General features: G+C 59.8%; 24 protein-coding genes. 11 read left to right on the top strand and 13 right to left on the bottom strand.

Features of this window, described 5'->3' with window-relative positions:
- The first annotated feature begins 73 nt into the window (after positions 1-73).
- Entirely contained in the window at positions 74-841 is a 768-nt protein-coding gene (locus FBX99_RS08710; protein ID WP_145131252.1) for a TSUP family transporter, read from the top strand.
- A 156-nt stretch (positions 842-997) separates the two neighbouring features.
- On the opposite strand, the gene FBX99_RS08705 is transcribed toward FBX99_RS08710, so the two are convergent.
- Positions 998-1,564 (bottom strand): helix-turn-helix domain-containing protein, encoded by a 567-nt coding sequence (locus FBX99_RS08705; protein WP_145131250.1) that lies wholly within the window; start codon positions 1,562-1,564, stop codon positions 998-1,000.
- A gap of 150 nt (positions 1,565-1,714) precedes the next feature.
- Here FBX99_RS08705 and FBX99_RS08700 point away from each other — a divergent pair, with 150 nt between their 5' ends.
- The 3 genes from FBX99_RS08700 (at position 1,715) to FBX99_RS08690 (ending at position 3,744) form a co-directional block, all read left to right on the top strand.
- The gene (locus FBX99_RS08700; RefSeq protein WP_053152480.1) at positions 1,715-2,497 is read left to right on the top strand and encodes an aldolase; all 783 of its coding nucleotides are present in this window, start codon (positions 1,715-1,717) and stop codon (positions 2,495-2,497) included.
- 19 nt (positions 2,498-2,516) lie between these two features.
- On the top strand, positions 2,517-3,404 hold the full coding sequence (locus FBX99_RS08695; protein ID WP_144923082.1) for a dihydrodipicolinate synthase family protein: 888 nt from the start codon (positions 2,517-2,519) through the stop codon (positions 3,402-3,404).
- Positions 3,405-3,477: 73 nt separating this feature from the next.
- Positions 3,478-3,744 (top strand): Rho-binding antiterminator, encoded by a 267-nt coding sequence (locus tag FBX99_RS08690; RefSeq protein ID WP_144923078.1) that lies wholly within the window; start codon positions 3,478-3,480, stop codon positions 3,742-3,744.
- Between the two features lie 18 nt (positions 3,745-3,762).
- Here the strand turns inward: FBX99_RS08690 and FBX99_RS08685 are convergent, their stop codons facing one another.
- Positions 3,763-4,044, bottom strand: a complete 282-nt coding sequence (locus FBX99_RS08685) for a DUF6429 family protein (RefSeq protein ID WP_256662464.1) — start codon at positions 4,042-4,044, stop codon at positions 3,763-3,765.
- A gap of 237 nt (positions 4,045-4,281) precedes the next feature.
- On the opposite strand from FBX99_RS08685, the gene FBX99_RS08680 reads away from it, so the two are divergent.
- Together FBX99_RS08680 and FBX99_RS08675 are read left to right on the top strand one after the other, a co-directional pair.
- Positions 4,282-5,475, top strand: a complete 1,194-nt coding sequence (locus FBX99_RS08680; RefSeq protein WP_145131248.1) for a colicin E3/pyocin S6 family cytotoxin — start codon at positions 4,282-4,284, stop codon at positions 5,473-5,475.
- Positions 5,472-5,702, top strand: coding sequence for a hypothetical protein (locus FBX99_RS08675; protein WP_145131246.1), 231 nt, complete (start codon positions 5,472-5,474; stop codon positions 5,700-5,702). The genes FBX99_RS08680 and FBX99_RS08675 overlap by 4 nt, the downstream gene beginning before the upstream one ends.
- A gap of 88 nt (positions 5,703-5,790) precedes the next feature.
- Here the strand turns inward: FBX99_RS08675 and FBX99_RS08670 are convergent, their stop codons facing one another.
- Entirely contained in the window at positions 5,791-6,105 is a 315-nt protein-coding gene (locus tag FBX99_RS08670) for a DUF2442 domain-containing protein (protein ID WP_145131244.1), read from the bottom strand.
- 662 nt (positions 6,106-6,767) lie between these two features.
- On the opposite strand from FBX99_RS08670, the gene FBX99_RS08665 reads away from it, so the two are divergent.
- The 3 genes from FBX99_RS08665 to FBX99_RS08655 all read left to right on the top strand — a co-directional run bounded on the left by FBX99_RS08665 (position 6,768) and on the right by FBX99_RS08655 (position 9,628).
- Positions 6,768-7,991 (top strand): colicin E3/pyocin S6 family cytotoxin, encoded by a 1,224-nt coding sequence (locus tag FBX99_RS08665; RefSeq protein ID WP_145131243.1) that lies wholly within the window; start codon positions 6,768-6,770, stop codon positions 7,989-7,991.
- Positions 7,992-7,999: 8 nt separating this feature from the next.
- Complete coding sequence (locus FBX99_RS08660; RefSeq protein WP_144923072.1) at positions 8,000-8,254, top strand: colicin E3-like toxin immunity protein; 255 nt, start codon at positions 8,000-8,002, stop codon at positions 8,252-8,254.
- A 288-nt stretch (positions 8,255-8,542) separates the two neighbouring features.
- A complete protein-coding gene (locus FBX99_RS08655) occupies positions 8,543-9,628 on the top strand; it encodes a sensor domain-containing diguanylate cyclase (RefSeq protein ID WP_144923069.1) in 1,086 nt (361 codons plus the stop codon).
- Here FBX99_RS08655 and FBX99_RS08650 read toward each other — a convergent pair.
- From FBX99_RS08650 to FBX99_RS08630, 5 genes are all read right to left on the bottom strand, one after another.
- Positions 9,612-11,987, bottom strand: coding sequence for a TonB-dependent receptor (locus tag FBX99_RS08650; protein ID WP_144923066.1), 2,376 nt, complete (start codon positions 11,985-11,987; stop codon positions 9,612-9,614). The two genes, FBX99_RS08655 and FBX99_RS08650, sit on opposite strands and share 17 nt — an antisense overlap.
- Position 11,988: 1 nt before the next feature.
- Positions 11,989-14,391 carry a 7TM-DISM domain-containing protein gene (locus FBX99_RS08645; protein WP_144923063.1) on the bottom strand — a complete coding sequence of 801 codons (2,403 nt, stop codon included), beginning with the start codon at positions 14,389-14,391 and terminating at the stop codon, positions 11,989-11,991.
- Positions 14,391-15,230, bottom strand: coding sequence for a helix-turn-helix domain-containing protein (locus tag FBX99_RS08640; protein WP_178111874.1), 840 nt, complete (start codon positions 15,228-15,230; stop codon positions 14,391-14,393). Before FBX99_RS08640 ends, FBX99_RS08645 begins: the two co-directional genes overlap by 1 nt.
- A gap of 251 nt (positions 15,231-15,481) precedes the next feature.
- Positions 15,482-16,519: an SDR family oxidoreductase gene (locus FBX99_RS08635; RefSeq protein ID WP_145131241.1), complete on the bottom strand. Its 1,038-nt coding sequence runs from the start codon at positions 16,517-16,519 to the stop codon at positions 15,482-15,484.
- Positions 16,520-16,522: 3 nt separating this feature from the next.
- Positions 16,523-16,942, bottom strand: a complete 420-nt coding sequence (locus tag FBX99_RS08630) for an ester cyclase (RefSeq protein WP_144923054.1) — start codon at positions 16,940-16,942, stop codon at positions 16,523-16,525.
- Between the two features lie 116 nt (positions 16,943-17,058).
- Between FBX99_RS08630 and FBX99_RS08625 the strand changes: the two genes are divergently transcribed.
- Complete coding sequence (locus FBX99_RS08625) at positions 17,059-17,925, top strand: LysR family transcriptional regulator (protein WP_145131239.1); 867 nt, start codon at positions 17,059-17,061, stop codon at positions 17,923-17,925.
- 47 nt (positions 17,926-17,972) lie between these two features.
- Here the strand turns inward: FBX99_RS08625 and FBX99_RS08620 are convergent, their stop codons facing one another.
- Positions 17,973-18,611: a YopT-type cysteine protease domain-containing protein gene (locus FBX99_RS08620; protein ID WP_145131237.1), complete on the bottom strand. Its 639-nt coding sequence runs from the start codon at positions 18,609-18,611 to the stop codon at positions 17,973-17,975.
- Positions 18,612-18,835: 224 nt separating this feature from the next.
- Between FBX99_RS08620 and FBX99_RS08615 the strand changes: the two genes are divergently transcribed.
- Positions 18,836-19,261, top strand: coding sequence for an EamA family transporter (locus FBX99_RS08615; protein ID WP_144923045.1), 426 nt, complete (start codon positions 18,836-18,838; stop codon positions 19,259-19,261).
- Positions 19,262-19,376: 115 nt separating this feature from the next.
- On the opposite strand, the gene FBX99_RS08610 is transcribed toward FBX99_RS08615, so the two are convergent.
- From FBX99_RS08610 to FBX99_RS08595, 4 genes are all read right to left on the bottom strand, one after another.
- On the bottom strand, positions 19,377-19,922 hold the full coding sequence (locus tag FBX99_RS08610; protein WP_145131235.1) for a DUF4256 domain-containing protein: 546 nt from the start codon (positions 19,920-19,922) through the stop codon (positions 19,377-19,379).
- A gap of 12 nt (positions 19,923-19,934) precedes the next feature.
- On the bottom strand, positions 19,935-21,137 hold the full coding sequence (locus FBX99_RS08605; RefSeq protein WP_145131233.1) for a hypothetical protein: 1,203 nt from the start codon (positions 21,135-21,137) through the stop codon (positions 19,935-19,937).
- A 293-nt stretch (positions 21,138-21,430) separates the two neighbouring features.
- Complete coding sequence (locus tag FBX99_RS08600) at positions 21,431-22,282, bottom strand: hypothetical protein (RefSeq protein WP_144923036.1); 852 nt, start codon at positions 22,280-22,282, stop codon at positions 21,431-21,433.
- A 68-nt stretch (positions 22,283-22,350) separates the two neighbouring features.
- Complete coding sequence (locus FBX99_RS08595; RefSeq protein WP_144923033.1) at positions 22,351-24,273, bottom strand: MAC/perforin domain-containing protein; 1,923 nt, start codon at positions 24,271-24,273, stop codon at positions 22,351-22,353.
- Positions 24,274-24,413 lie beyond the last annotated feature (140 nt).

The following is a 24,413-nucleotide window of genomic DNA, read 5'->3' as shown; positions in this document are numbered from 1 at the left end:
CTCCAAGAGAAACCAGTTTCAACTTAAGGGAATGCCATGATCTGGAAATTCAAGCTTCTACAGGATCTCCTATATGGATTTTGATCAAGCTATGGTCGCGCTGGGCTTTTTTGCCTTTTGCGGCGGTTTGATAGATGCAGCGGTAGGGGGTGGCGGGCTTGTACAAGTCCCAGCACTTTTACATGCCCTCCCCCAGCAAAGCCTGGCCACAGTTTTCGGGACTAATAAATTTGCCGTTCTGGCGGGAAATACCTCTTCCATATTCAGCTATCTGAAACGAATTACCATCGTATGGAGGCTGATGCTTCCCACCATGTGTTCAGCGTTTGTCTTTGCTTTCCTTGGGGCCGCCGTAGTATCCATTGCGCCCAAAAAGCTGATGGAATTTGTTGTCTTTTTCATCCTGATAGTCATGGCTATTTATACCTTCAAGGAAAAAAGACTTGGGCTGGTAGGCTCCAACAAACACTACGGAACGAAGGAGATTGCGTTAGGTACTCTTCTTGGCGGCTTGATCGGTTTCTATGATGGTGTCTTTGGCCCTGGTAGCGGTAGTCTACTGCTTTTCATCTTTGTTAAGTTTTTTGGTTTCGACTTTTTAAACGCATCAGCGTCGGCAAAGTTGGTTAATCTTGGCACGTTTAGCGCAGCACTTATGTTTTTTGTTCCGTCTGGGAATGTCTTATGGGCGGTAGGGGGCGTGGTCGCTCTGTGCAATATCGCCGGCTCGCTCACCGGTGTCTTTTTGGCACTGCGTTATGGAAGCGGCTTTATAAGAGTTTTCTTCCTAGTGTTGCTTGTTTTTTTAATAGGCCGGATGGGACTGACTATTTTTTCGTAGGTAATCCTACTCCTGCAAACGCCTGCATAAGGTTCGCGGCGTGTGGTTCGGTGCCTGGGCCACGCTGATCAGGCTCGGTAGCTCGTTTAACCCTCACTTGTTGCCTACCAGTGATTTGGTTGTCCCAAGCCCGCCCCATTTTGGCGAAGCGACGCATTAGGCGCCCTCGCCCTTCTCCGACGCCTCATCGCTGTGCACCACCACCAGCAACTGCGCCTGAACATCCCCCACCGAACGCAACCGATGCGGTTTCTGCGCATTGAAATGCAAGGCATCCCCGCGGTTTAGCAACACGCGCTCGTTCATGAAGTCCACTTCCACCTGGCCCTCATGCACGAACAGGAACTCCTCTCCGGTGTGTTCCTTGAACGCGTGATGGGCCGTGAATTCGGCCTCTGGATAGAGGATGAAGGGCAGCAGGCTGCGCTCTGACACCTGGTGGGCCAATACCGCGTATTCGGAGCTGCCGCTGCTCGCCGCGAGGGATTGGCGGTCTTCGCTGCGCACCAGGCTGTAGCTGTCGAGAGAGACGTTTTCTTCGGAGAACAGCTCCTCGACTTTCACGCTCAGGGCCTTGGCGAGCTTGAGTGCTGTGGCGATGGAGGGCGTGCTCAAGCCCCGCTCCACCTTGGACAGGTAGCTCTTGGTCATCCCGGTTTTTTCGGCCAGGACGTCCAGTGTCATGCCGAGTTTTTTCCTGAGCAATTTCAAGCGAATGGACATAGGTAACCAACATTTCCAGAGAAACGGACAATCTGCGATTGCAAATGACACTTTGTGTCATATAGTCTATTTAGTGTCATCAGCACCTTCCTTTCACAGCTTCCATGACGCGGATCAAGAACGGTCAAAGAACGAATCAGGAGAACGGGTATGAGCAAGACACTGGCGACGCCCAAGGACCAGTTGGTCCAGCATGCTGTTAACCAGATGCAGAAAACACTGCCGGATAATACGTGGACTGTACGACAAAAGCTGGCCCTGACCTGCCGCATCCTGTTCGAGAACGGCCACGACTCAGGGCTGGCGGGGCAGATTACCGCGCGTGGGCCGCAACCTGGCACCTATTACACCCAGCAATTGGGCCTGGGCTTCGATGAGATCACCGCCGGCAACCTGTTGCTGGTCAATGAAGACCTCGAGGTGCTGGAGGGCCATGGCATGCCCAACCCGGCCAACCGCTTTCACACTTGGGTCTACCGCGCCCGGCCGGATGTGAATTGCATCATTCACACCCACCCGACCCACATCGCCGCGCTGTCGATGCTCGAAGTGCCGCTGCAGATTTCCCACATGGACCTCTGCCCGCTGTACGACGACTGCGCCTTCCTGGAGGGCTGGCCGGGTGTGCCGGTGGGTAACGAGGAAGGCGAATTGATCGCCGGTGCCCTGGGTGACAAGCGCGCCATCCTGCTTTCCCACCACGGCCAGTTGTCCACCGGTGCCACCGTGGAAGAAGCCTGCAACATCGCCCAACTGATCGAACGCGCCGCGAAGCTGCAATTGCTGGCCATGGCCGCCGGCGAGGTGAAACCGATCCTGCCTCACCTGGGCCGCGAAGCCCACGACTGGATCGCCCGCCCCAAGCGTCACGCGGCCGCCTTCAACTACTACGCCCGGCAGACCCTGCGCCAACACGCCGATTGCTTGAACTGAACCCACCAGGAGCGAAGCCATGTCTACCCCCAACATCCACGGCATCATCGGCTACACCATCACGCCCTTCTCCAGCGACGGCCAGGGCTTGGACCTGGACGCACTGGGCCGGTCCATCGACCGTCTGATCGACAGCGGCGTGCATGCCATCGCGCCCCTGGGCAGCACCGGCGAAGGCGCCTACCTGAGCGACGCCGAGTGGGACCAGGTCAGCGAGTTCAGCATCGCCCGCGTCGCCGGCCGGGTGCCGACCGTGGTCAGCGTGTCTGACCTGACCACCGCCAAGGCGGTGCGCCGCGCACGCTTTGCCCAGGCGAAGGGCGCCGATGTGGTGATGGTGTTGCCGGCCTCGTACTGGAAACTGAGCGAGGCGGAAATCCTCGCGCACTACCAGGCCATCGGCGCCAGCATCGACCTGCCCATCATGCTCTACAACAACCCCGCCACCAGCGGCATCGACATGTCGGTGGAGCTGATCCTGCGGATTTTCAACGCGGTGGATAACGTCACCATGGTCAAGGAAAGCACTGGCGACATTCAGCGCATGCACAAGCTGCAGTTGCTGGGCGAAGGCCAGGTGCCGTTCTACAACGGTTGCAACCCGCTGGCGCTGGAAGCCTTCGCCGCCGGCGCCAAGGGCTGGTGCACCGCCGCGCCGAACCTGATCCCGCAGCTCAACCTCGACCTGTATGCGGCCGTACTGGCCAACGACCTGAGCCAGGCCCGGGCGTTGTTCTATCGTCAATTGCCGCTGCTGGACTTCATCCTCAAGGGCGGTTTGCCTGCCACCATCAAGGCCGGCTTGCGTACGCTTGGCCTGGAGGTTGGCGATCCACGTCTGCCGGTTTTCCCATTGGATGAGGCGCGTAACCAGCAACTGCAGACGATGTTGAAACAGCTGCGCTGATTGAGAGTTCTAATCTTGCGACGGACAGGTAGCGCCCTAACCTGTCCGCTCGCTCCCTTGGGGGTCACTTGAGATGAAGACCTATCAACCGTTGAACTGCGACCTGCATGATTACCTGGAAATTGCCTGCCTGTATGGCTACACGCTGGACATCGAACTGACTGACGGCCAACGCCTGACCGCCCGTGCAATCACCACGCGCACCGCCCCCACGCGGGAGGAGTTTCTTGATGTGGACACTGCGGAAGGTCGCCGAGAGATTCGACTCGATCAGTTGCTGGCGATTACGCCGCAGGATCACAACGCCCGGTTTGGACGGGTTGTGCTGGCGAGTGGGTAATCCGTTCAGACGCGCCCCTCAACGCTCTGTCCCAAACAACTTGTCGGCAAGCTGCCGACCTCGCTCCAGCCCTTCAACCGTCAACCAGATCGATTTGTTCCTGTTTACCGGATTGCTGATGAGGCCTTGTTCATGCAATCGGTTCATGACTTCGAAGTCGAAACCTTTCCAAGCGTTTCCGTCGTCGGAACTGAAGGCTGCCAACAAGGCAAGCACAGCTTCTTCTATCAATTTGTCATCGTAATTCATGGTCGCTACTCCACGCATGTTTAGCTGGTAACGCCGGATCAGCATCAGCATCCCCTAAACTCTACTGGTCAAAGATAAGCAGTGAGTTTAGCTATTCTGGCGCGGGTGGGTTGTTCCATGACAGCACGGATTCATAAGCTCAAACCGAGCTGACGCTTCAGCTTATTCAAACAGCTAGCCCTACCTGCATTGAGGAAACCGGAACGACCACTTCAGAAACCTCCTACATCGCGCCCCTATCTTCCCGCGTTAGCGTCTGTCCCGCACTCACTGGACGAGACTCACTACGTGGCGACACGCACAAAAGACATCCCCCAGGTCCGAAACCCGCCCGGTGGTGACGGGCATTACGTCACCTATCGGGACATGACCGCCAGCGAACTGGCCGAGCGCAAGGCCCGACAGCAAGCTTATGAAGCCATGCTTGCCCGGCAGGCTGCCTATGAACGGGAGCGTTGGGCCACGCTAGATAAAAAGCCCGTACTCAGCGTCGCGGGAAGCGTGTTTGCCAAGAGCTGCAAGCTCCCCGATGGCATCATCGATTACAACAACCCCAACGGCTACGTCCCGGCCGATCTGGTCAAGCAGTATGGCGATCTCATGTGGCTCGGCGGCCGCAGCGCCGATCCATCCGGCACGGTCCCCCTCATGCAGATCGGCGCGGGCGCGGTTCCGCTTACGTTGGGCAGGCTCGCGCTGGGCAGTTCCGCGGCTACTACGGCGGCTACCGCTGGCGGCACCGTCGGCGCAGCACTGCTGACCGGCATCGTCGCCCTGCTCTGGCCTTCCAGCCTGGACGACAGCGCGCTCTACAGCGAAGACCAGCTACGTAACCTCAAGCAAGCCCGCAGTCGCATGCGCCTGAACATCGAGCAACAGGCCGACGGCAGCCTCAAGGGCTACGGTTTCTACACCGGTCAGAATCGCGACTGGGAAATGGTCGACGTTGTCCAGTTCACTCCGCGAGCCGACCAGTTCGTTGCCGACCTGGGTGATGGCATCGAACTGATCTGGACACCGGCCACTAACCCGGCCGACACCCTCGGCATCCCCGCCCTGGAGGCCGCGCCGCAGGCGCCTCCCATCTGGATCTACCCGCCGACGCCAATGGCCGACAGCATCATTGTCGACCCGATTTATCCGCCGGAGTACAGGGATTTCATACTGGTGTTTCCGGCGGATTCGGGGGTTCGGCCGGTTTATGTGGTTTTGAGTGTTCCGGGGGATCATAAGTACCACAAACCTCCCTCGCTGCTTCCAGCCTTCCCAGATGCTAAAACGACTCCATCTAAAACGTTTGTACGTGGTGGCGGTGTTAAGCGTCGAAGGTGGAAGGATCGCGCCGGAAGAATCTATGAATGGGACTCACAGCACGGAGCTGTAGAGCTATATACAAAACAAGGGAAACATCTTGGTGAATACGACCCAATGACTGGCGAACAAACAAAACCGGCCGATCCAACAAGGAGAGTAGAAAAGTGAAGCCCATCGTTGAAATTTTTGACATGACAACAGAAGAACTAATAGAGACAGTAGAAATTCCAAGCGCCTACATAGACCAGTTGGCTGTGCTTATGGGCTGGACAAAGCCTGAGGATTTTTGCTTCGTCTATGATTTGTTACCGCAGCAGCTAAAGACGATAGAAGAGTGGACTCACACAACACTTGATGGTGATAACCGAATTATTCAAATCGTCTGCCTTGAGTAAGGCATGAGGACTAAGCTGGATCACTGAGGAGTAGGACCAAGAGAACGGTGGGTTGATCCTGAAGGAGCAACCCTCGAGCAAACAGACATTAGTTGGCAGCAGGGTATTCACTAATCCAGCTTTTGGATGCCTGGGTCGGCATCACCTCACCAGCCTGTTCCAGAGCCAACCGATGCAAGGTGACAGCCGCGAGTTCAAGATCACCCCAGCTCACATCAAAACCCCATTCACCCACCTGGGCGATGGCGAATAGCGACAGGTCTTCCAAGGGTTTGAGCACCGGAAATTGGTGAATGTATTCGCGTAGGTCCACGTCGTGGCGTTTACCGTTGACGAACTCCACCTGCAAGGCATATTTGCCAGGGACAGGTCTCACGCTTTTTATTTTAGCTTTGCTGATCATCGGTCAGTTCCTCCGGTTCTGTTCATCCCACACCCGTTGCAAGTCAACGGTGTGAGTCGCCGCCGCTGATGCTGCGCATTCATCCTGAAGTGCGTACCGCCGACCCGCTCACTGGTGAGCCGTGACAGGACCCAAGCTACCGGTGAGGTCCAAGGTGCACAAGCCAGCGGATTCTGGCGTAGTTTGGCAAAGGCGATGTGGGCTGGAGGGCATCTGCACTCTCTCAACTCTATCTGATCAAAATCGATAAACTGCGTTGGACGGTTTGGGGCTGCTGCGCAGCCCAGCGGGGCGGTGCGACGTTTCGCTGAATCCCCTCGCCACAGGTGGGTGGATACCCTGGGGTAACTGCCAGCTCAGAAGCCGCAGCCATTAGCTGAAACCACGCTTCGACAGGGTTGGCCGTGACTTCCGGCGAGGGACCGGGGCGACGCGCACCCTCAACTCTCTTTTCCAAACAACCGGTCAGCAAGCTGGCGAACCTCGCTCCAGCCCTTCAGCCGTCAACCAGATCGATTTGCGCCTCGGCTTATTCAGCCCCTCAACAGCCAGCCCTACCTGCATTGAGGAAACCGGAACGACCACTTCAGAAACCTCCTACATCGCGCCCCTATCTTCCCGCGTTAGCGTCTGTCCCGCACTCACTGGACGAGACTCACTACGTGGCGACACGCAAAAAAGACATTCCTCAAGTCCGAAACCCGCCCGGCGGTGACGGGCATTACGTCACCTATCGGGACATGACCGCCAGCGAACTGGCCGAGCGCGAGGCCCGACAGCAAGCTTATGAAGCCATGCTTGCCCGGCAGGCTGCCTATGAACGGGAGCGTTGGGCCACGCTAGATAAAAAGCCCGTACTCAGCGTCGCGGGAAGCGTGTTTGCCAAGAGCTGTAAGCTCCCCGATGGCATCATCGATTACAACAACCCCAACGGCTACGTCCCGGCCGATCTGGTCAAGCAGTATGGCGATCTCATGTGGCTCGGCGGCCGCAGCGCCGATTCATCCGGCACGGTCCCCCTCAAGCAGATCGGCGCGGGCGCGGTTCCGCTTACGTTGGGCAGGCTCGCGCTGGGCAGTTCCGCGACTTCTACGGCGGCTACCGCTGGCGGCACCGTCGGCGCAGCACTGCTGACCGGCATCGTCGCCCTGCTCTGGCCTTCCAGCCTGGACGACAGCGCGCTCTACAGCGAAGACCAGCTACGTAACCTCAAGCAAGCCCGCAGTCGCATGCGCCTGAACATCGAGCAACAGGCCGACGGCAGCCTCAAGGGCTACGGTTTCTACACCGGTCAGAATCGCGACTGGGAAATGGTCGACGTTATCCAGTTCACTCCGCGAGCTGACCAGTTCGTTGCCGACCTGGGTGATGGCATCGAACTGATCTGGACACCGGCCACTAACCCGGCCGACACCCTCGGCATCCCAGCCCTGGAGGCCGCACCCCAGGCGCCTCCCATCTGGATCTACCCGCCGACGTCGATGGCCGACAGCATCATTGTCGATCCGATCTATCCGCCGGAGTACAAGGATTTCATTCTGGTGTTTCCGGCGGATTCGGGGGTTCGACCGGTTTATGTCGTTGCCTCGGTCAGGCGAAGCGGTAACGCCGATCATGACTATCATCCAGCGCCAGAAACCGAAGAAATTACCGGTATTCCAAATCTAAAATCCGCAAAAAAGAAAACACCTAAACAAGCAGGGGCAGGCCTTAGAGAGCGGTGGGTTGATCCTAAAGGAAGAACTATTTATGAATGGGATTCCAGACATGGTGAGCTCGAGGCATACCGCGCAAGCGATGGAAGCCATTTAGGCGCGTTCGATCACGAAACGGGTCTGCAAGTAAGTCAGGCTAGAAAAAACCGCAGCATTAAAAAATACTTGTGAGGATTTCAATGGGTTTGAAGCTTAAATTGGATTGGTACGACAAAAAAACCGAACTGGCTGAAGGCAAAGAATACTCGAAAGACTTGGGGGACGATTTGTCGGTAATCACCGCTTTGGATCTGGAAAGCGAACCGGAGATATATGACGGAGGCTTTGATGTGCTCGCTGGATGGATACCTATCATCCAACCCTTCTTTGATCACCCAATCGATCCAGAGAAGTTCGACTATCAGATTGGATTTCGATACCGAACCAAGTGGTGAAATGACCAGCCATCTGATCCGTTTTTCACTCTTGCGGTTTGGGGCTGCTGCGCAGCCCAGCGGGGCGGTGCGACGTTTCGCTGAATCCCCTCGCCACAGGTGGGTGGATACCCTGGGGAAACTCCCAGCTCAGAAGGCGCAGCCACAGCACGCCCAGCAAAAATATTTCCCCTCCATCCCCTCCCGCAAAGCCCCCATCCTCTCCAGCAAAGTTCTCGGCAAATCCGCCCCCCGATAATTCCCCCTTCACTCGCACTCCCCTTACCCGCCAGCCTCACATAAACCTAAATGAACCTACGCACCTTCATCCGCAGCTATTGCTTTGATTCCAGGTTCGTAACGAACGCACTGACTCGGCTGCACCGGGCGCTTTCGTTTTTGGCCGGTTACCTGGCACAGCAGGGCTTCGACTCCAGCATATGGCCGGCGCCCCGTGACGAGGACGCGCTGGAGCTGCGCGGTAGCGGTGTTTGCCTTGAGTTGGCGGCGACGGTGTTCAGCCATGCGCGGGAGGGCATTGTGCTAGTTGATCCTTACGGTCGGGTCATCAGCGTGAACGAGGCCTTCACCCGCCTCACCGGTTACGGGCAAGACGAGGTGAAGGGCCGGGATTTGAATTCCCATCGCATGGTGCGGCGGCTCACGGCGTTTTATGCGCCGATGAAGACCGCGCTGGATTTCCACGGGCACTGGTCCGGCGAGATTCAAAGCAACCACAAGGATGGTCGGGAGATGACGTTGCGCATCAGCATCAGTGCCGTGCATGACCGTCACGGTAACGTGCAGCACTATGTGGCGCTGCTCAGCGACATGACGCAGGTGAAGCAACGCCTTCAGTTACTGGAGCGCGATGCCCGTTATGACGCCCTCACGCAACTGCCCAATCGGTTGCTGTTGGCCGAGCGGATGCGTCAGGCGCTGGGCAAGGCGCGGATTCACCAACACAAGGTGGCCATTGCGTTCATTGATCTGGACGGGTTCAAGGCGCTGAACGACAGTTACGGACATGACTGGGGAGATCGGGTGTTGCAGATTGTCGCGGCGCGGATCAATGCGACGTTGCGTGAGGGCGATACATTGGCGCGCCTCGGTGGCGATGAGTTTGTGGCGGGGCTGGTGGATTTGCAGGCGGTGGAGGACAGCGAGCCGCTGCTCAAGCGGATGCTGGCGGCGGCCAGTGCGCCGATCTTGATTGGCGCGCAAACGGTGGAGATCGCCGCCAGTATCGGCGTGGCGTTCTTTCCGGAGCATGGGCAGGAAGTCGATGGGCTGATCAGCAAGGCGGACCAGGCGATGTACCTGTCGAAAAAGGCCGGCGGCAATCGTCTGGCGTTTTGTCCGACCCGTTTCATTTCCCTCAATAACGGAGCCTGACGGTGGTGCCGACGGTTCGTTCGCTGCCGGGCATCACCCCATAGTCACCGGCGCCCAGCAGTGAGTAGACGGCGGTGATGTAGCGACGGTCGAAGACATTGCGTACCCAACCTTCCACTTCCCACCCACGGTCCTGGCTGCGCAGCCCCAGGCGCAGGTTGGTGAGGCCGTAACTGGGTTGATAGCTGCCTTCGCCGCCTTCGAGGGTGCCGGAGTAGCCGGTGCGGAAGCTGTAGTCGATGCCGCTGAAGGCTTCCAGCCCGTAGGGCAGCGGATGGGTGTGGTCGAGGCCGCTGCTGAGGTTCCATTCCGGCGCATTGTAGAGCCGGTCGCCGCTGAGGTCGCAGGTCCATTGGCCCGAGGCCGGTGGGCACGGGGCGTTGGGGAAGCTGCGGTAGCGCGCATCGCTCCAGGCCAGGCCCAGGCGCCCGGTGAGTTGAGGGGTGAGTTGCCAGGCGGAGTCCAGCTCGATGCCGCGCAGGCGGACCTTGCCGACGTTGATCAGATTGTCCCGCAGCGGCGGCGCGAACATGGACGTCGGCGGGCTGTAGGTGAGCGCCTGATAGTTGTCGACGTCGGTCTGGTAGACGGCGAGGTCGAGCAATGCGCGCTCATCCCAGAAGCGCGTCTTCATGCCCAGTTCCAGGGACGTGGCGCGCTCCGGCTCGAAGGTGGGCGCGGTGAACGGGCCGACCACGTCGAAGTTGATGCCGCCGGCCTTGTAGCCCCGCGACCAACTGACGTAGCCCATTACCGCATCGCTGAAGCGGTAGCTGGCGCTGAGGAGACTGGAGAGGTTGTTTTCCTTTATCGAATCCTCGCGGTAATACGCACCGCCGAGGGCAATGTCGCGCAGCAATTGCCCGCCGGCCTGGAATACCGGCGGCAACCCCGTCAGCGGGGCGAGATTGCTGACGTCGCGGGAGATCCAGCCGTCCTTGCGCTCCTGGCTGTAGCGCAGGCCGCCGGTGAGTTCCAGCGGGTCGATCGGCCGCCATGAGAGCTGGCCGAAAATGGCTCGGCTGTCGCCCTTCTGTTCGCCGTCATAGCGTTGCCGGGCGCCGTCCAGCAGCATCGCCGGCACCTGCTTCGGATCGGTGAAGGTGATGCCATAGAGCTTGCGCAAGGCTTCCAGCTGATCGCCGACGAACCAGGCCGCGGCGTCCTTACCAAAATCGGCGTCGATCTCGCGGTCAAGCTGTTGGCGCAGGTAATAGAGCCCGGCCACGTAGTCGACGGACGAACCGACCGTGCCGGACAGGCGCCATTCCTGGCTGAACTGCCGGTGGCCCAGCTCGGTTTCGGACTCGGCCACGGACAGCGTCGTGCTGTCGCTGTCGCGGGTGGCGTGGTAGTCCCAGTCGCGGTAGGCGGTGATGCTGGTCAAGCGCATCGCCTCGTCCAGGTCCCAATTCAATTCCAGTGAGACACCGTTCTGCAGGGTTTGCGGATGACCCGGCGCGTCGATGCGTGCCTCGCGCTTGTAAGGGTCGGGCTCCGGCAGCGGATAGCCGAGGAACTGGGCGCGCTTGCGGGTCTGTTGGCTGTAGTGATTGACCAGCAGGACGTTGCCGGCTTCGTTTTGCTCGGCATAGTCGGCGATCAGGCGCGCGCTGAAGTCGGCGGTCGGCGTCCACAGCAACTGGCCGCGCAGGCCATGGCTGTCGGCATCGCCGAGGCGGGCGCCGTCTTGCAGGTTTTCCACGGCGCCATCGGTGGCGCTGTCGAAAACATTCAGTCGGCCGGCGAGCACATCGTCCTGCAACGGCCCGGAAACCGTCCCGCGATATTCCCGCAGGCCGCGCTCGCCGTAGCTGGCTTCGAGGTTGGCTTCAGGCTGAAAGGTTGGCTGGCGGGTGATGATGTTCAGCGCGCCCGCGGTAGTGTTCTTGCCAAAGAGGGTGCCCTGGGGCCCGCGCAGCACTTCGATGCGCTCGATGTCCATCAACTCGGTGAAGGCCATGCCCTGGCGCGCCTGGTAAACGCCATCGACGTAGGTACCGACGCTGCCCTCCAGGCCATCGTTGTAGGCGGTGGCGCCGAAGCCGCGCAGGCCGAAGCCGGCAAAGCGGGCGTCATGTCCGGAAACTACCAGGCCGGGCACGCGCTGTTGGATGTCTTGCAGCCGGTGCAGGCCGGCCTCGTCCAGTTGCTCGCCGTAAAGGACGTTGATCGGGATCGGCACATCTTGCGGATCCTCCTCGCGGCGACGAGCGGTCACCGTGGTTTCCTCCAAGACCAGGGGGCCGGGCGACACCGCAGGCACGGTCGGCGATGGCGCTTGCTCAGCACAGGCCCACGTCCAGGGCAATGCCGTCAGACTGCCAAGCAAGAGCCGCCGGTAACGCCGACCGAGCACGCTATTGCTCCCGGGCCATCGGCCGACGCACCCTGCTCGAGCCCGTCAGTGCCTTGAGCCACGCCAACAATTCACGGCTGTCGGCGGGCTTGAGCAGAACCGCATCGAAGGCCAGGTCCTCGGGATAGCCCTCCGGCCTGCGGGGCGGCACGGCCGAATAGAGCAGCACCGGGCAATCGTGCCCGTGCTCGCGCACCTGTCGCAGCAATGCCCAGCCGTCCATGCCGGGCATCATCTGGTCGCTGATCAGCAGGTCGACCGGCTGCTGGGCCAGGCAGGCCAAGGCGTCTTCGCCGTTCGCCGCGAGGCTCACGTCAAACCCGTAGCCGGCCAACAGGTCATATAGCCATTCGCCGTTCTGCTCGACATCGTCCACCAGCAGCACGTGCTGGCCTCGGCCATCGAACGGCTCGGCATGGTTATCGACAATACCGTTTTCCAGTTCGTGTTCCTGGGCGCAGTTCAATTGCAGGCGAAAACTGAAGCGGCTGCCGCCCTGCTCGCCGGCCTGGAGTTCGAGCCGACTGCCCATGCGCTCCAGCAGTTGCGTGACGATGGACAAGCCCAACCCACTGCCTTCGTAGCGTTGCGCGTTGCGACCGCGACGGAACGGTTGCAGCAGCTGTTCGAACTCTAGTGGATCGATGCCGATGCCGCTGTCGATCACGCTGAAACACAGCACCACGCTGTCAGCCGTCGCCCCTGGAGCAGCGCTCACTTCGAAACGGATCCGGCCGTTACGGGTGAACTTCGCCGCGTTGGCCAACAGGTTCATCAGGACCTGCCGCAGCCGTTTGAAATCGGCCTCAACCAGCGCCGGCAAATCCGGCACCAGAACGGCTTCAAAAGTGTTGCCCTGCCGCGCGGCGAGGAAGCCCGCCTCCTCTTCGATCTCTTTCAGAAACCCGTACAAATAGCCGGGCGCGAGGGTCAGTTGCATCTGCTCCAATTCTCCCTGGGAGAACTCGAGCATTTCGTCGATCAGTTCCAGTTGCTGACGGGCGTTGCGCTCGATATGGGCCGGGTACTCCCGGTTCAGCCCCGCGTGCAGCAGGCGCGAATAATCGATGATGCGCACCAGCGGCGAGCGCAGGTCATGGCTGATGCGGGCCATCAACGCACTGCGTGCCGCCAGCGATTCGCGCAACTGTGCCGTGCGCAGCGCCACGGTGCTTTCCAGGCGCTCGTGCTCGGCCTGGCGCTGCTGTTCGAGGGTGAACAGAGCGTGCTTTTCCCGATACCGACTGCGGCTGACTTCGATGATCAATGTGCACACCAGTAACGCCACGCCGGGCAATGTCGATGACAGGCTCTGTTTGCTTTGCGGGGACTGCCAGGGCAACTGTTCCTGGGGGAAGAAGAATCGCATCAACAACTGCGACAGCAGCAGCCCCGGCACCAGCCACGCCATCCAGTTGTAAGTGAGCCGCCTGCGCCATGCCATGAACAGCGTGGCGAGAAGCGCACCGTAAAAGCTCAAAAGCGACGCCTGGATCATCTGCGCGCCCTGGACCGGATCGACCTTCAACCACCAGATTCGGCCAAAGGCACAGCCCAACAGCGGCACCCAATAGCTCCAGCCAATGATTCTGGGCAGCCGGGCCACCTGTAACAACACGCGCATGTAGGCGAGGAACAGAACGAACGAGGTCACGCTGAGGCAGGCCAGTAGCTCACGTGTCCAGCCGAGCGCCGCGGGCCAGTAGACCAAGTAGCCATTCACGGTGCAGGTCAGCAGGATATAGCTCAGCACCGCCCCCGCATTCACGCTCAGCAAGCGGGAGCGCAGGATCCAGCCAACGATCAGCCCGAACGGGACCACCAGCAGGACAATGCCCAGGGTCAGACCGTCGCTCAGGTAGGTCTGTTGCTGGCTGCGCAGCAACGCCGGTTCGGACCACAGCTGCGGCTCCAGCAGCAACTGGAAATTGCTGGTCACCCGGATGAACAAGGTGGTGCTCTGCCCGGCCGCCAACGTGACCGGGAACGCCGGTTGGCGCGCCGGCGGTTGTGGCCATTCGGCCAGGGGATGGGCGCTACCAGCCCGGACCTCGCGCCAGTGTCCGTCGACAGGTTGATGGATGCGGATGTCCTCCAGGCGCGGCGCGCCGATTACCAGCAAACGCGAACAGGCCCTGGCGCTTGCATTGGTGAGTTGCAGTTTCAACCAGAATGCCGAGCGGCTGTAGCCTTGCGTCGGCCAAGTCGGGGTCGCGGTGCTGAATCGCCCGTCGGGCAGTTGCGCGACGTCCTCCAGACTCAACCTGGCCTGGGGATCTTCGAAAACCTGCATCGCGGGCATCACGTCCAACTGTTCAGCCTGGCAGGCGTCCACGGGCGCTGCGCGCAACAGGCCGGCGGACAACAGCGTCATCGCCAGCAGCAGAAATTGCACGAGCCGCATCAGGCGCGCCCGGCCGACTCGGCATCGGTGATGCCCAGGGTTTGCTGGCGAAATTGACTGGGGGTCATGCCGATGCGTTGGCGGAAGGCCGTAGTGAAGTTGCAGGCATTGCGAAAACCGATCAATTCAGCCACGTCTTGCACGCTCATGGCGCTTTCGCTCAGCAAGGTCTGGCCTCGACGCAACCGCGCATCGCGAATGTAAGCGAACACGGTCAGGCCCAGGTACTCGCGAAATATCCGCGAAAGGCGTTTTTCATGGGTACCGACTTTTTGCGCCAGTTGCACGAGGGAGGGCATATCGTCGAGATGTTGCTCAATCCAGCGCATCGCGGCGCGCAGCACAATTTCGTCACCCTCCGGCTCCGGGTCCGTCGGGTTGTGCTGAAGGGGCGGCGGCGCGCGCCAGGTCAATTGCAGGTGGATCTTGATTCGCGCCAGCACTTCCTCGGGGGCGCAGGATTTGGGGATGTAATCGACCGCGCCCACGGTCAGCCCTTCCAGGCGCTCGAAGGTGCTGTTGGCCGAGGACAAGAAGAGAATGGGCGTCTGCCGGGTCGATGGCGCCTCGCGCAGCAGCCGGCACAGGCTGAAACCGTCCATGTGCGGCATGTGCACATCCAGCACGATCAAGTCGGGACGCAATGCCAGCGCTCGCTGATACCCCTGGTGAGCATCGCTGGCCAGGGAAATGCGCCAGGGTTGCGCCTTCAGCAGTATCAGCGTCGCACGGAGATCCTCCGGAACATCGTCGATCAGCAGAATATGCGGCAGCGAATCGGAAGACACCGTCGCGCTTCCAGCCTCAGCCGCCCTCCTTTCGTCTCGTCCGTCGTCCATTCGCTGCGTTCTCTTGTCGTGCTTTCGCCAACCCCACTGCCGAAAGGCAAAGGTATCGCAAAGACAATCGAGGGGTGGGTAAAAATTGTCATACCAATAGCGGCAGGTGGGGCGAAGACTTGAAGGGAACGGATCGTTCGTGGCTTAACTGACTGGCATCAGGCTGGGGGGTGGTTTTTTGGGGAGTTGAGGTTGCGGCTGTTATGCATCCCAGCGGGGAACAATCCCCTCGCCACAGAACGGCCCAGTCGTTATGCAGTGTTTACAGCATTGTGCTTGCCAAACCCACCATGCTCCCGATACCAGGCCACCGTGTCCGCAATGGTCACTTCCAGATCCCGGAAGCGTAGCCCCAGCGCTTGCTCGCTCTTGCGAGGGTTGAAACAGGTGCGATGCTCCTCGCGTATCACCAGCCGCAACGTCGCCAGACTCAACAGAATCGGCTTGCCGGTCAGCCGGGCATAGATTTCCTGCACCGTCGCAAAGGCGTATAGCAAGGGCAGCGGCAGTTGCCGCGAAGGTGTTTTGACGCCCGCGATCCGTCCCAGCACAGGCACCAACTGCCCCATGGTCATATGCCGGCCCGCCGCGAGGTAGCGCTCGCCTCGCTGTCCCAGTCTGGCTGCGGCAATCAGAGCCCAGGCCACGTCGCGGGCATCGACCACGGCAAAGCTGCCGGGGATCAACCCGGGCAACTTGCCATTCACGACGTCATCGACCAGTTGCCCCGAAGACGTCGGGCCCATGTCGCCAGGCCCCCACATCCAGCCGGGCAGGACCATGCAAGCGTGCATGTCGGGGTAGGCATCCAGGAAAGACAGGACGACACTGTCGGCGAGGATCTTGCTGCGGTAGTAATCGTCCGCATCGACCTCGGCCCGCAGGCAGGTTTCGTCGATGGACGCGCCGGGCTCACCGTCGAGCACGGCGATTGACGAGGTGTGAATAAATCGGCGTATGCCCGCGCGGTACGCCTGATGAAGCAGATCTCGGGTGCCCGTGACGTTGATCGCTTCGAGCGCCGCCCAGTGGCTGCCGCCCTTGTAGTTATCGCGAAAGAACGCCGCCGTGTGGAACACCGTGTCGCAGCCTTGCAGCGAGGCGGCGAAGGCGTTGACATCGGCCATGTCGCCGACAATCAGCTCCACGTCGGGCAGGTCACTGAATTGCTGTTCACCTTTGCTTCTGGAGCGGACCAGGGCTTTGACCGCGTAGCCACACGCAACCAGTTCCCGTACCAGGTTGTTACCCAGCAAGCCGGTTGCCCCGGTCACAAATATGTTTTGCATGGTTCAGCCCTCCCCCTGTTCGGCGGACGGCAGCAGCACCGCGCTGTCGAAGAACACTTCTTCATGGGTAGCCAGGCCGTCCTTGAAGATGAAATGCGCCGCAAAGTGCACAGTGATGTGCCGGCCATGGGGCAGTATCACTCGCTCCGGCAACATCAGGGGGGCGGTGAAGGTGCCGCACAGTACGGCGACCAGCGCCAGTCGGTCCTCGGCGACCATGAAAGGGCTAAAGTTGATTTCAGCGTCGGGCAGCGCTTCGAACAATGCGACTTCCCGTTTGCGCATGGCCTCGCGACCAATCTGAATGCCCGAGCCATCGAGGTAGATGAAGTCCTCGCTCACCAATGCAAGCATCGCCTCCACATCACGGCAATTGAAGGCTCTTGAGGCGCGTTCCGCATAGTCGTTGGGGCCGGTGGTCATAGAGTCCACTCCATGGGTTTCGAAGGGCCGTAGATATACCGTCGGCGCCATTTTTGAAAAACAGCGACTGCTGCATAATGGCTTTGCATATATGCAAACCAGGGAAGAAAGGACGCATGGCATTGCAAGCGAATTGGGACGATCTTCGACTGCTGCTGGCCGTCTCGCGGCGCGGTAGCTTTCTTCAAGCGGGACAGTTGTTAGGAATCGCGGCGTCCACGGTGTCCCGTCGTCTGACGCAATTGGAAAGCGCCTTGGGCGAACCCCTTGTCGAGCGGGGCGTCGAAGGCTGTTGGCTGACCTCGCGAGGCCAGTCGCTGGTGGAAGTCGCCCTGGCCGCGGAAACCGGTTTGCGCCGACAAACCGTTGCGAGCCCGACCGGGCGCCAGGCCGAGCTCAGTGGCAGCGTGCTGGTCAGTGCCGGGGAAGGCTTCTCCTCCTCCGTACTGGAGGCCGCGAGCCGCTTCACCACCCTGCACCCCCGTTGTTCAGTAGAATTACTGGTCACCGCCGAGTTCCACAAGATCGTCCGCGGCGTGGCCGACATCGGGGTGCGCACCGCGCATCTGGGTGAGCCATCACTGATTTACAAGCATATAGACCGAGTCGCTTATGGCGTCTTCGCCGATGCAGACTATTTGAAGCGCTCTCCAGGGCTCACCCCGGCCACGGCCCATATCGCCTTGCTTCCTCCGCTGGACATGCTGCCGCAATTGCGCGCGGCAAAAGCCGGCGGCCTGGAGCGCGGGCCGATCAGCGTGAATTCATTCACGGCACAACTTGAGGCAGTGCGGCGCGGCATGGGGGTGGCGGTATTGCCTCGGGTCTTGGCGCAGGACCTGATCGAGGTGTTTGCGGAGCTGCCTATTCCAGACCTGGAGGTCTATCTGGTGAGCCGGCCCCAGGCGTTGAAGCAGGCGCATATCAAATGTTTTTTCGGGATTTTGGAACAGGTGTTGCTGGAAGGTGTGTCCGGGGGCTGAGGACCTGGAAGGACGTCCGCGCCTGCGCTTAACCCCATCAACGTCAATCAGTGAAAATCAGCTGCACTCATGAAATCACCAAACCCATCGTCATCGTCGACGACCGCGAATTCCAGAAGGTAGCTGGCACTGACATGCCCGTTGGGCACAACGTAGCTCGCCAGCAACCCATGCAGGTCGTTGCACAGGTCGGTTCTCGACGAGTAGGCGCCGATACCGTAATTGGGGTCGAAGAGCCTCCCCGTCTGGCCCACATCGAAGGACACCCCGATCGCATGACCACCGGCGCCTTCCGGCCCACCGGAGAAGTAGAACGAGACAACGAAGTGGCGGGCGCCGGCTCTCTGGAGGATGTCGAGGACGATGTGGCTGGCAACACCGTCGACGTAGGCAGTCTCGCTGACCGTACTGGCTCCCATGATGCCCTCGGCGGTAGTGCCCATGGCCATCAACACTTCGAATCCTTCCATAGCCTGGGTCAGCTTGCGCTGGGTTTCGATAACCGCCTGGTTCTCGGCCCGCAATGCATCAAAACAGTTATAAGGTGCGCCGAGCTTAATCCATAGCGTACTGAAACCGAAGCACACCCCCAGACTGTCCACGCCAAACCAGGGAATTCCACCGCCAAGCAGGTCACCCTGCCCTTCCCATCTTCTATTCTGCTGCGCTCGGGGGAAGGTGAACATGGAGTTTCTCCAGGCTGGGTGATGGCGGCTCCAGTGAAAAGTAGACGACAAGCGAACTGTTCGCCAGGTACGCGCCTTTGATAGACCTAGACCCTGATCAACTGTCGCTACTGCCTCTGGAATCGATATCGCGTCGCGCAAGAGGTGCTACAAATACCCGTGCAGGACATGACACCTGAGTTCCGAACGCCTGTTCCGACTACCTGACCTGGAGAATAGAAGCCATGGAAAAATGGGTGATCTATGCCTGCATCTCAATGTTCTTTGCCGGCTTCACATCGGTGATCGCCAAGATGGGGCTCAACGGCATATCAGCCGAACTGGGGCTGACCGTTCGTACATTATTCGTGTGCATGTTTGTGCTGGTATTCGCCGCATGGGCGGTGCCGGTTCAACACATCGCACAGATCAACCAGCAAAACCTGCTGTGGCTTGGAGCCTCCGGCGTTACCACGGCGCTGTCCTGGATCTTCTACTACAAGGCGTTGAAACTGGGCGACGTCGCTACCATTGCCTTGATTGACAGAGGCAGCGTACTGGTCACCATGCTGTTGGCGTGGCTCATCCTGCGGGAAGTGATCACCTTGCGCACGCTGATAGGCGCGGCGCTGATAGTGGGCGGGTTGGTCGTCATCGCTAAAAAGCCGTGACCCCCTCAAACTATGCGCTTGCACGAATCCCCTGTGGGAGCGAGCCTGCTCGCGATGGCGGCCCTGCATTCAACCTATTCGCCGACAGCCACTCCGCTTCGCAAACAGGTTCAGTTCAAACACCCAGCATTCCACGAAACCCTCTCGCCGCGTAATACGACTGCACGCCGTTGTGGTACACGAACACCCGGCCATAACGCCGGTCACCGAATATCGCCCCCTCCAGCGAGCGAATCTCAGCGGGTGTGGCCAGCCAGCTGGACGTTTTCAAATCAAATGCCTCCAGCGCCTGCAGCTCGCGGTACTGATCCTCCGTCAACAGGGTGATGCCCATCTCTGCGGCCAGCTCGAGCGCGCTGCCCCGAGGTTTGTTTTCCTTGCGCGCGTCCAGGGCGGCGCGGTCATAGCAAAGGCTTCTGCGGCCGGCCGGGGTTTCCCTGGCGCAATCGCAGAAGGTCACGCGCCCGGTATGCTTGTCGTGGCCGATCACGTCCGGCTCGCCTCCGGTGGTTTCCATGGCCTGGAGGGTTTTCAGCGCGGTAGGGTTGCTTTCGAGCCGGGCCTGGATGTCAGGCCATTGAAGGTCCGGGTGACGATGGAGGTTTTGTTCAAAGCGGGATTTCAGGGTGTACAGGAGGCTTTCCTGTTCTGTTTTTTTCATGGCGTTGACGTCCTAGAACAAAGTGCCGGTGAACACCTGGGCGTTATGGAACTTCGAGTGTCCGGCCACCGCATTCGTATATTGCTCGACCAGGTCATAGGCGCCCAAGTCGACCATTTCGATGTTATTCGGTGCGGTGATGGACTTGGTCATGGGCTGGATGACCAGGCCTTTCACCACGGGCGGGCCTGGGTTGATCAAGGCGTTCAAGATTTTCCTGACCATGGTGGTCTTGGCGAACACATCCGTGGTCGAGGTACTGGCAAGACTGCCATTGGTGCCCAGCAGACCGACCAGGCAATAGAAGACCCAACACGGCGACATCTGCCAGCCATACTTGGCTTCGTTGAGCGACGCATCCACGCTGCCTTTGCACTCGACGATGATGTATTCCTCCACCACGCCGCTGATCAGGTTGCGCTTGACCCATATCTGGTCGATGCCATTGGTGCGACCTGAAGAGGCTTTGCCGATCTTCATCTGGTATTCGTTGCCGAGGACGGTAATCAGCAGTTTGGCGGCAGCATATTCCCCACGGGTTTCGCTGGCGAAATGTATGGCGTTGGAGTTCTCCAGGTTCTGGAAGTGGTTCTGGATTCTGTTTCCCGATTTTCTGTCATGGACCGAGAACTTGTGGGAAATCCACCCATGGGTTTGCAGCCAGTTATAGACCTTTGCCTGCGCGGTCGGGTCCGAGCTGAGCAGGTTCCAGTAGTTGAGCGCAATCGGATCGGGCACGGGTTGACACAAGACGGCTCGGCGTTCGATGACCTGTTGGGCGGCATAGGTTGTGACAGGGTTGGTTGTCCCGAATACCTGTTCGACGTCGGGATGGTAGTAGCTGCCTTTGGTGAACTGCTTGTCCCGTGCGACGGCCTCCTTGATCTTCAGGGCGTCCAGGGTGTCCAGCAAGACCAGTTGATCGGCTCGGTCAGGATTGCCGTAATCCGAAGTGAGGCCATGCCTGTTGGTGATTTGATTGACGACATGCCTCCATTCCTTTCCTGTGGTATCCACCTGGGTGATGCCCAGGCTGCCGATGGGCGTGAAGGGATAGCTGCCGGTCGTCAGGGTCAGTGGCTTGGCGTCGAATGCGGTGTCGGGGGTGAAGAACAGGTTGGTTTTCTTACCATCGCGCTTTTCCTTGGGGGCCAGCTCCATGATTTTTACATTCAATGGATCAATCAGGCTGGTGTAGTCATTAAGCTGGTTCACAGGAATCCCTCCCGATGTATCCGGCGCGGATATTTCACTCTAGACAGGGGAATTCGGGACGTCCAGCCGGGGGAAGTGGCTGTGCGGCAACTGTTGGTATCGGGTAATTGACAGGCCGCTATCGCGAGCAGGCTCGCTCCCACAGGGGGACTGCGGTATTACACCGGACCTGTGGGAGCGGGCTTGCTCGCGAACGCGTCGATACATTCAACATCGAGGTGACTGACAGGCCGCCTTCGTCGGATCGCCGCCCGGAGCAAGCCCGCTCCCACAGGGCGTCGTGCCTGACCTCTTTACGCCTGATAACCCACTGGCATCTCATGCCGCGTCGCCGTCTTCTCTTCGTGATAATGCGGCCTCCCCGCCGGGGACCTCATCAATGCCGAATTCGCCAGTACCGTTTCCGTGAGCAGGCAATCCTGCCCTCCAAACCAGCAAGCCAAGGCCGAGTTCCTATTGCCATGCATGTCCACCACCACCGGCCAGTTCTCCAGGCCGCCGGCGTCGCTGGATGGGATGTCGGGGTAGTGTTTGGGCGGCAGGACCAGCGCGTCGCCGGGGCGTAGCCACAGATCGGCCAGGTAGATCTCCCGTGCCGCAGGCCGCCAGCGTGCGACGCTGATGACCAGTGGCAGGCGCCCGTAGCGAGAGAAGAAGGCGTGGGGGAAGTTGTGGTATTCGAGGTCGGTGGGGTTGTAGGTCAGCAGTTCACGCATGCGCTCCGGCCCCAGATACGGGGATTGATGGCCGGCCCATTTGCCGTAGGTGTATTGGCCCAGGATCAACTGGTCGTACTCGAAGCGCAGGCATTCGCCATTGGCGAGCAGGGTCATGCCGAAGGCTTGTGCCGTTTCCTTCGTGGCCCAAATGGGCTCGTAGCGTACTTCCTTGGCATGGAAGTCGAATTGCTTGATCCGATAGGAGCCGGTGCTCGTCGGCACTTCACGGTCCCACCAGGTGATGCCGGAATAGCGAGCCCCCAGCAGCAGGTCGGGGTTTTCAGGTGTCAGGGAGATCAGCTTGCCGCGCACACAGGCACTGGGCTGGGCCAGGCCATGGTCGTTGAACAGATAAGGAGAGGTTCGCGGATCGAGCGCTACTTCCACGCCCTCGTCGATAAAAGAAACACTGTTGAAGACTTGCATCGTCAGGGACCACTCACGCAAGAAAGCACGGGAGACCCGGCCGGACAGCCGGGTCTGTCTGTTGGTTATCAACTATACGGACGATGTACTTCGCGGAACCAGTCCATGCCGTGGGGCAGACGCCATGGCCGGACGGCGGCGCGCTTTTCGACTTGGGTCAGGCACATGGCGTTCATCCAGTAGTGCACCAGCAATAGATGGAACACGTCGTCGCCACGCCGATCCCAGATCACATCGTCTTGCTGGCGACCCGGCTCGATGGGTTTGAGCCGGCAGTCGTTCTGATCATGCATGCCTTGCAGACAGGTCCCCGTCTCGTAGTTGATCAGCAGCACCGGGTGGTTGATTTCCGGATAGGGTTTTTCCAGCTCGGGCATGTACCAGTACTGCCCCAGGTTGTGCCTGTCCGGGGTTTGCATGGCGATACGGGTCTTGTTCTGCGGGTCAGTCGCCAGGGCCGGTTTGGAGTCGGTGTTGTTGCGCACGATATACAGCAAGGTGCACGGGTCTTCCTGGGTCTTTTCCGTCTGCACCACCTTGACCCTGCCGAACGAGTCATGACACAGGCGCGCCGAGACTTTCACCGTTGGGTTGAGGTCTTTGCCCGCCTGGCCGAAGCCGGCGATGAGCCCGTCGACGCCCGGCGTTTCCAGGTCGTTGCCCGCCAGCACATAAGTGAGTCCAGCCAATGGGTTTGGCACCATGTGCTTGGTCAACGCTTCCCAACGCTGGAGCGCCTTCTCGCTGGCACCATTCAGCAACAGCGCCTCACGCATACGGCGCCCCGGGTAGTAACGCTTGTCGCGAGGCCAGCGCTCAGTGGCCATCAATAGCTTGTGCCCGCCTTTTTGCTTCACCAGTGAGGCCAGCGCATCCCAGAACTGTTCAAAGTCTTCGCTGGAGGCGTCCGCAGCCGGCGGGGTGTGAAAGGTTTCGTGGGTTTCCTTGCTCTTGTTGTCGACGAACACTAGCCGCAGGGCTGGGCCGGTTGCCGCCGCGACAGATGCCTTGAGCCGATTGGAGCGGCCGAGAACAATCGTCGACTCCTGCCAGTCCGCTTTGATTTCCGCCTTGTAGCTGGTGTACCACTGGTAGGCCTGCTCCACTGCCGTGCGGGTTGCGCCACTGTCGATGAAGTAATAGACCGGCGAAAGGGTCAATTCCACAATCGCGGGATCGTCGGCCAGCGACTCGCGCCACTTGCTGAAATCCGCATTACAGTTATTGGGCTCCATCGAGTTGAAGTTGATCGAATGGGTGCCACCCCGCGTGGTCAGGTTGGCCTTGCGATGGGCCAGGTTTTTCTTGACCGTTTCCGAAATCGAGGTCGAGGCGCTGCCGCTGACGAAAGCGCCGTACTCGGCCTTGACCATCGCATCGAGGGTGTTGGTCTGGCTGAGATAGCTCTTGAGCGCGGTCATCGCGTAGTTCAGCGAGCCGCCGACGGTGACCTCACTGACGATATCGACACCGAAAGCGAGGAAGAAGTCGAAGAATGGCTGCGGATTGTCCTCGTCGAAAGCCTTGGGCAGTGCCTTGACCCGCTCCTTGAAGACTTCGGTGGCGTTGGCGGGGTCGACCGCAAGCGTCAGTTTCCACAGCCGTGCCGTGTGGCTGTAAAGCGCAGCCTCACGCTCCTCGAAGGTTTTGATGTCACTGCCGAACGTGACTTTGAAACCCGCGGCAAAGGCACCGTATTTACCAGCCCCCTCGACGCTCGATTGGGTATGGCTTTCATAATCGTCGCGGGAAGAGAACGTCTCGACCGTGGAGTTGTCCTGGGAGACCACCGTGCTCATGGTGACGTGCTGACCCACGTTATAAGACGTGGCCTTGTACGGCACGGCCCGCTTACCCGACTCGGTATCACCGACCTTTTGACATTCCTTCCTGTCGCCGGCCCAGTCGAGCCGATTCAGGCCGCGCCCCAGTAATTGCGAGCCGCCGATATCACGCAGATCATTTGTGCTGCCTTGAATGCCTTCGTTCATCGCTTTCTCCCATCGCTCAGGTGGTATCAACTGATGCCAATTGACGGGATTCAGTATCAGGAGACCGCTGCCGAGCCGACAGTCCAGCGTGGTGTCAGTCCGGTATCAGTTTGGTATCAGGCAAAATGCCATCTTTTCGT

Source organism: Pseudomonas sp. SJZ074 (genome assembly GCF_007828215.1).
In the GTDB taxonomy this organism is placed as follows: domain Bacteria; phylum Pseudomonadota; class Gammaproteobacteria; order Pseudomonadales; family Pseudomonadaceae; genus Aquipseudomonas.
This window is presented reverse-complemented; position numbering and strand designations above follow the sequence as displayed.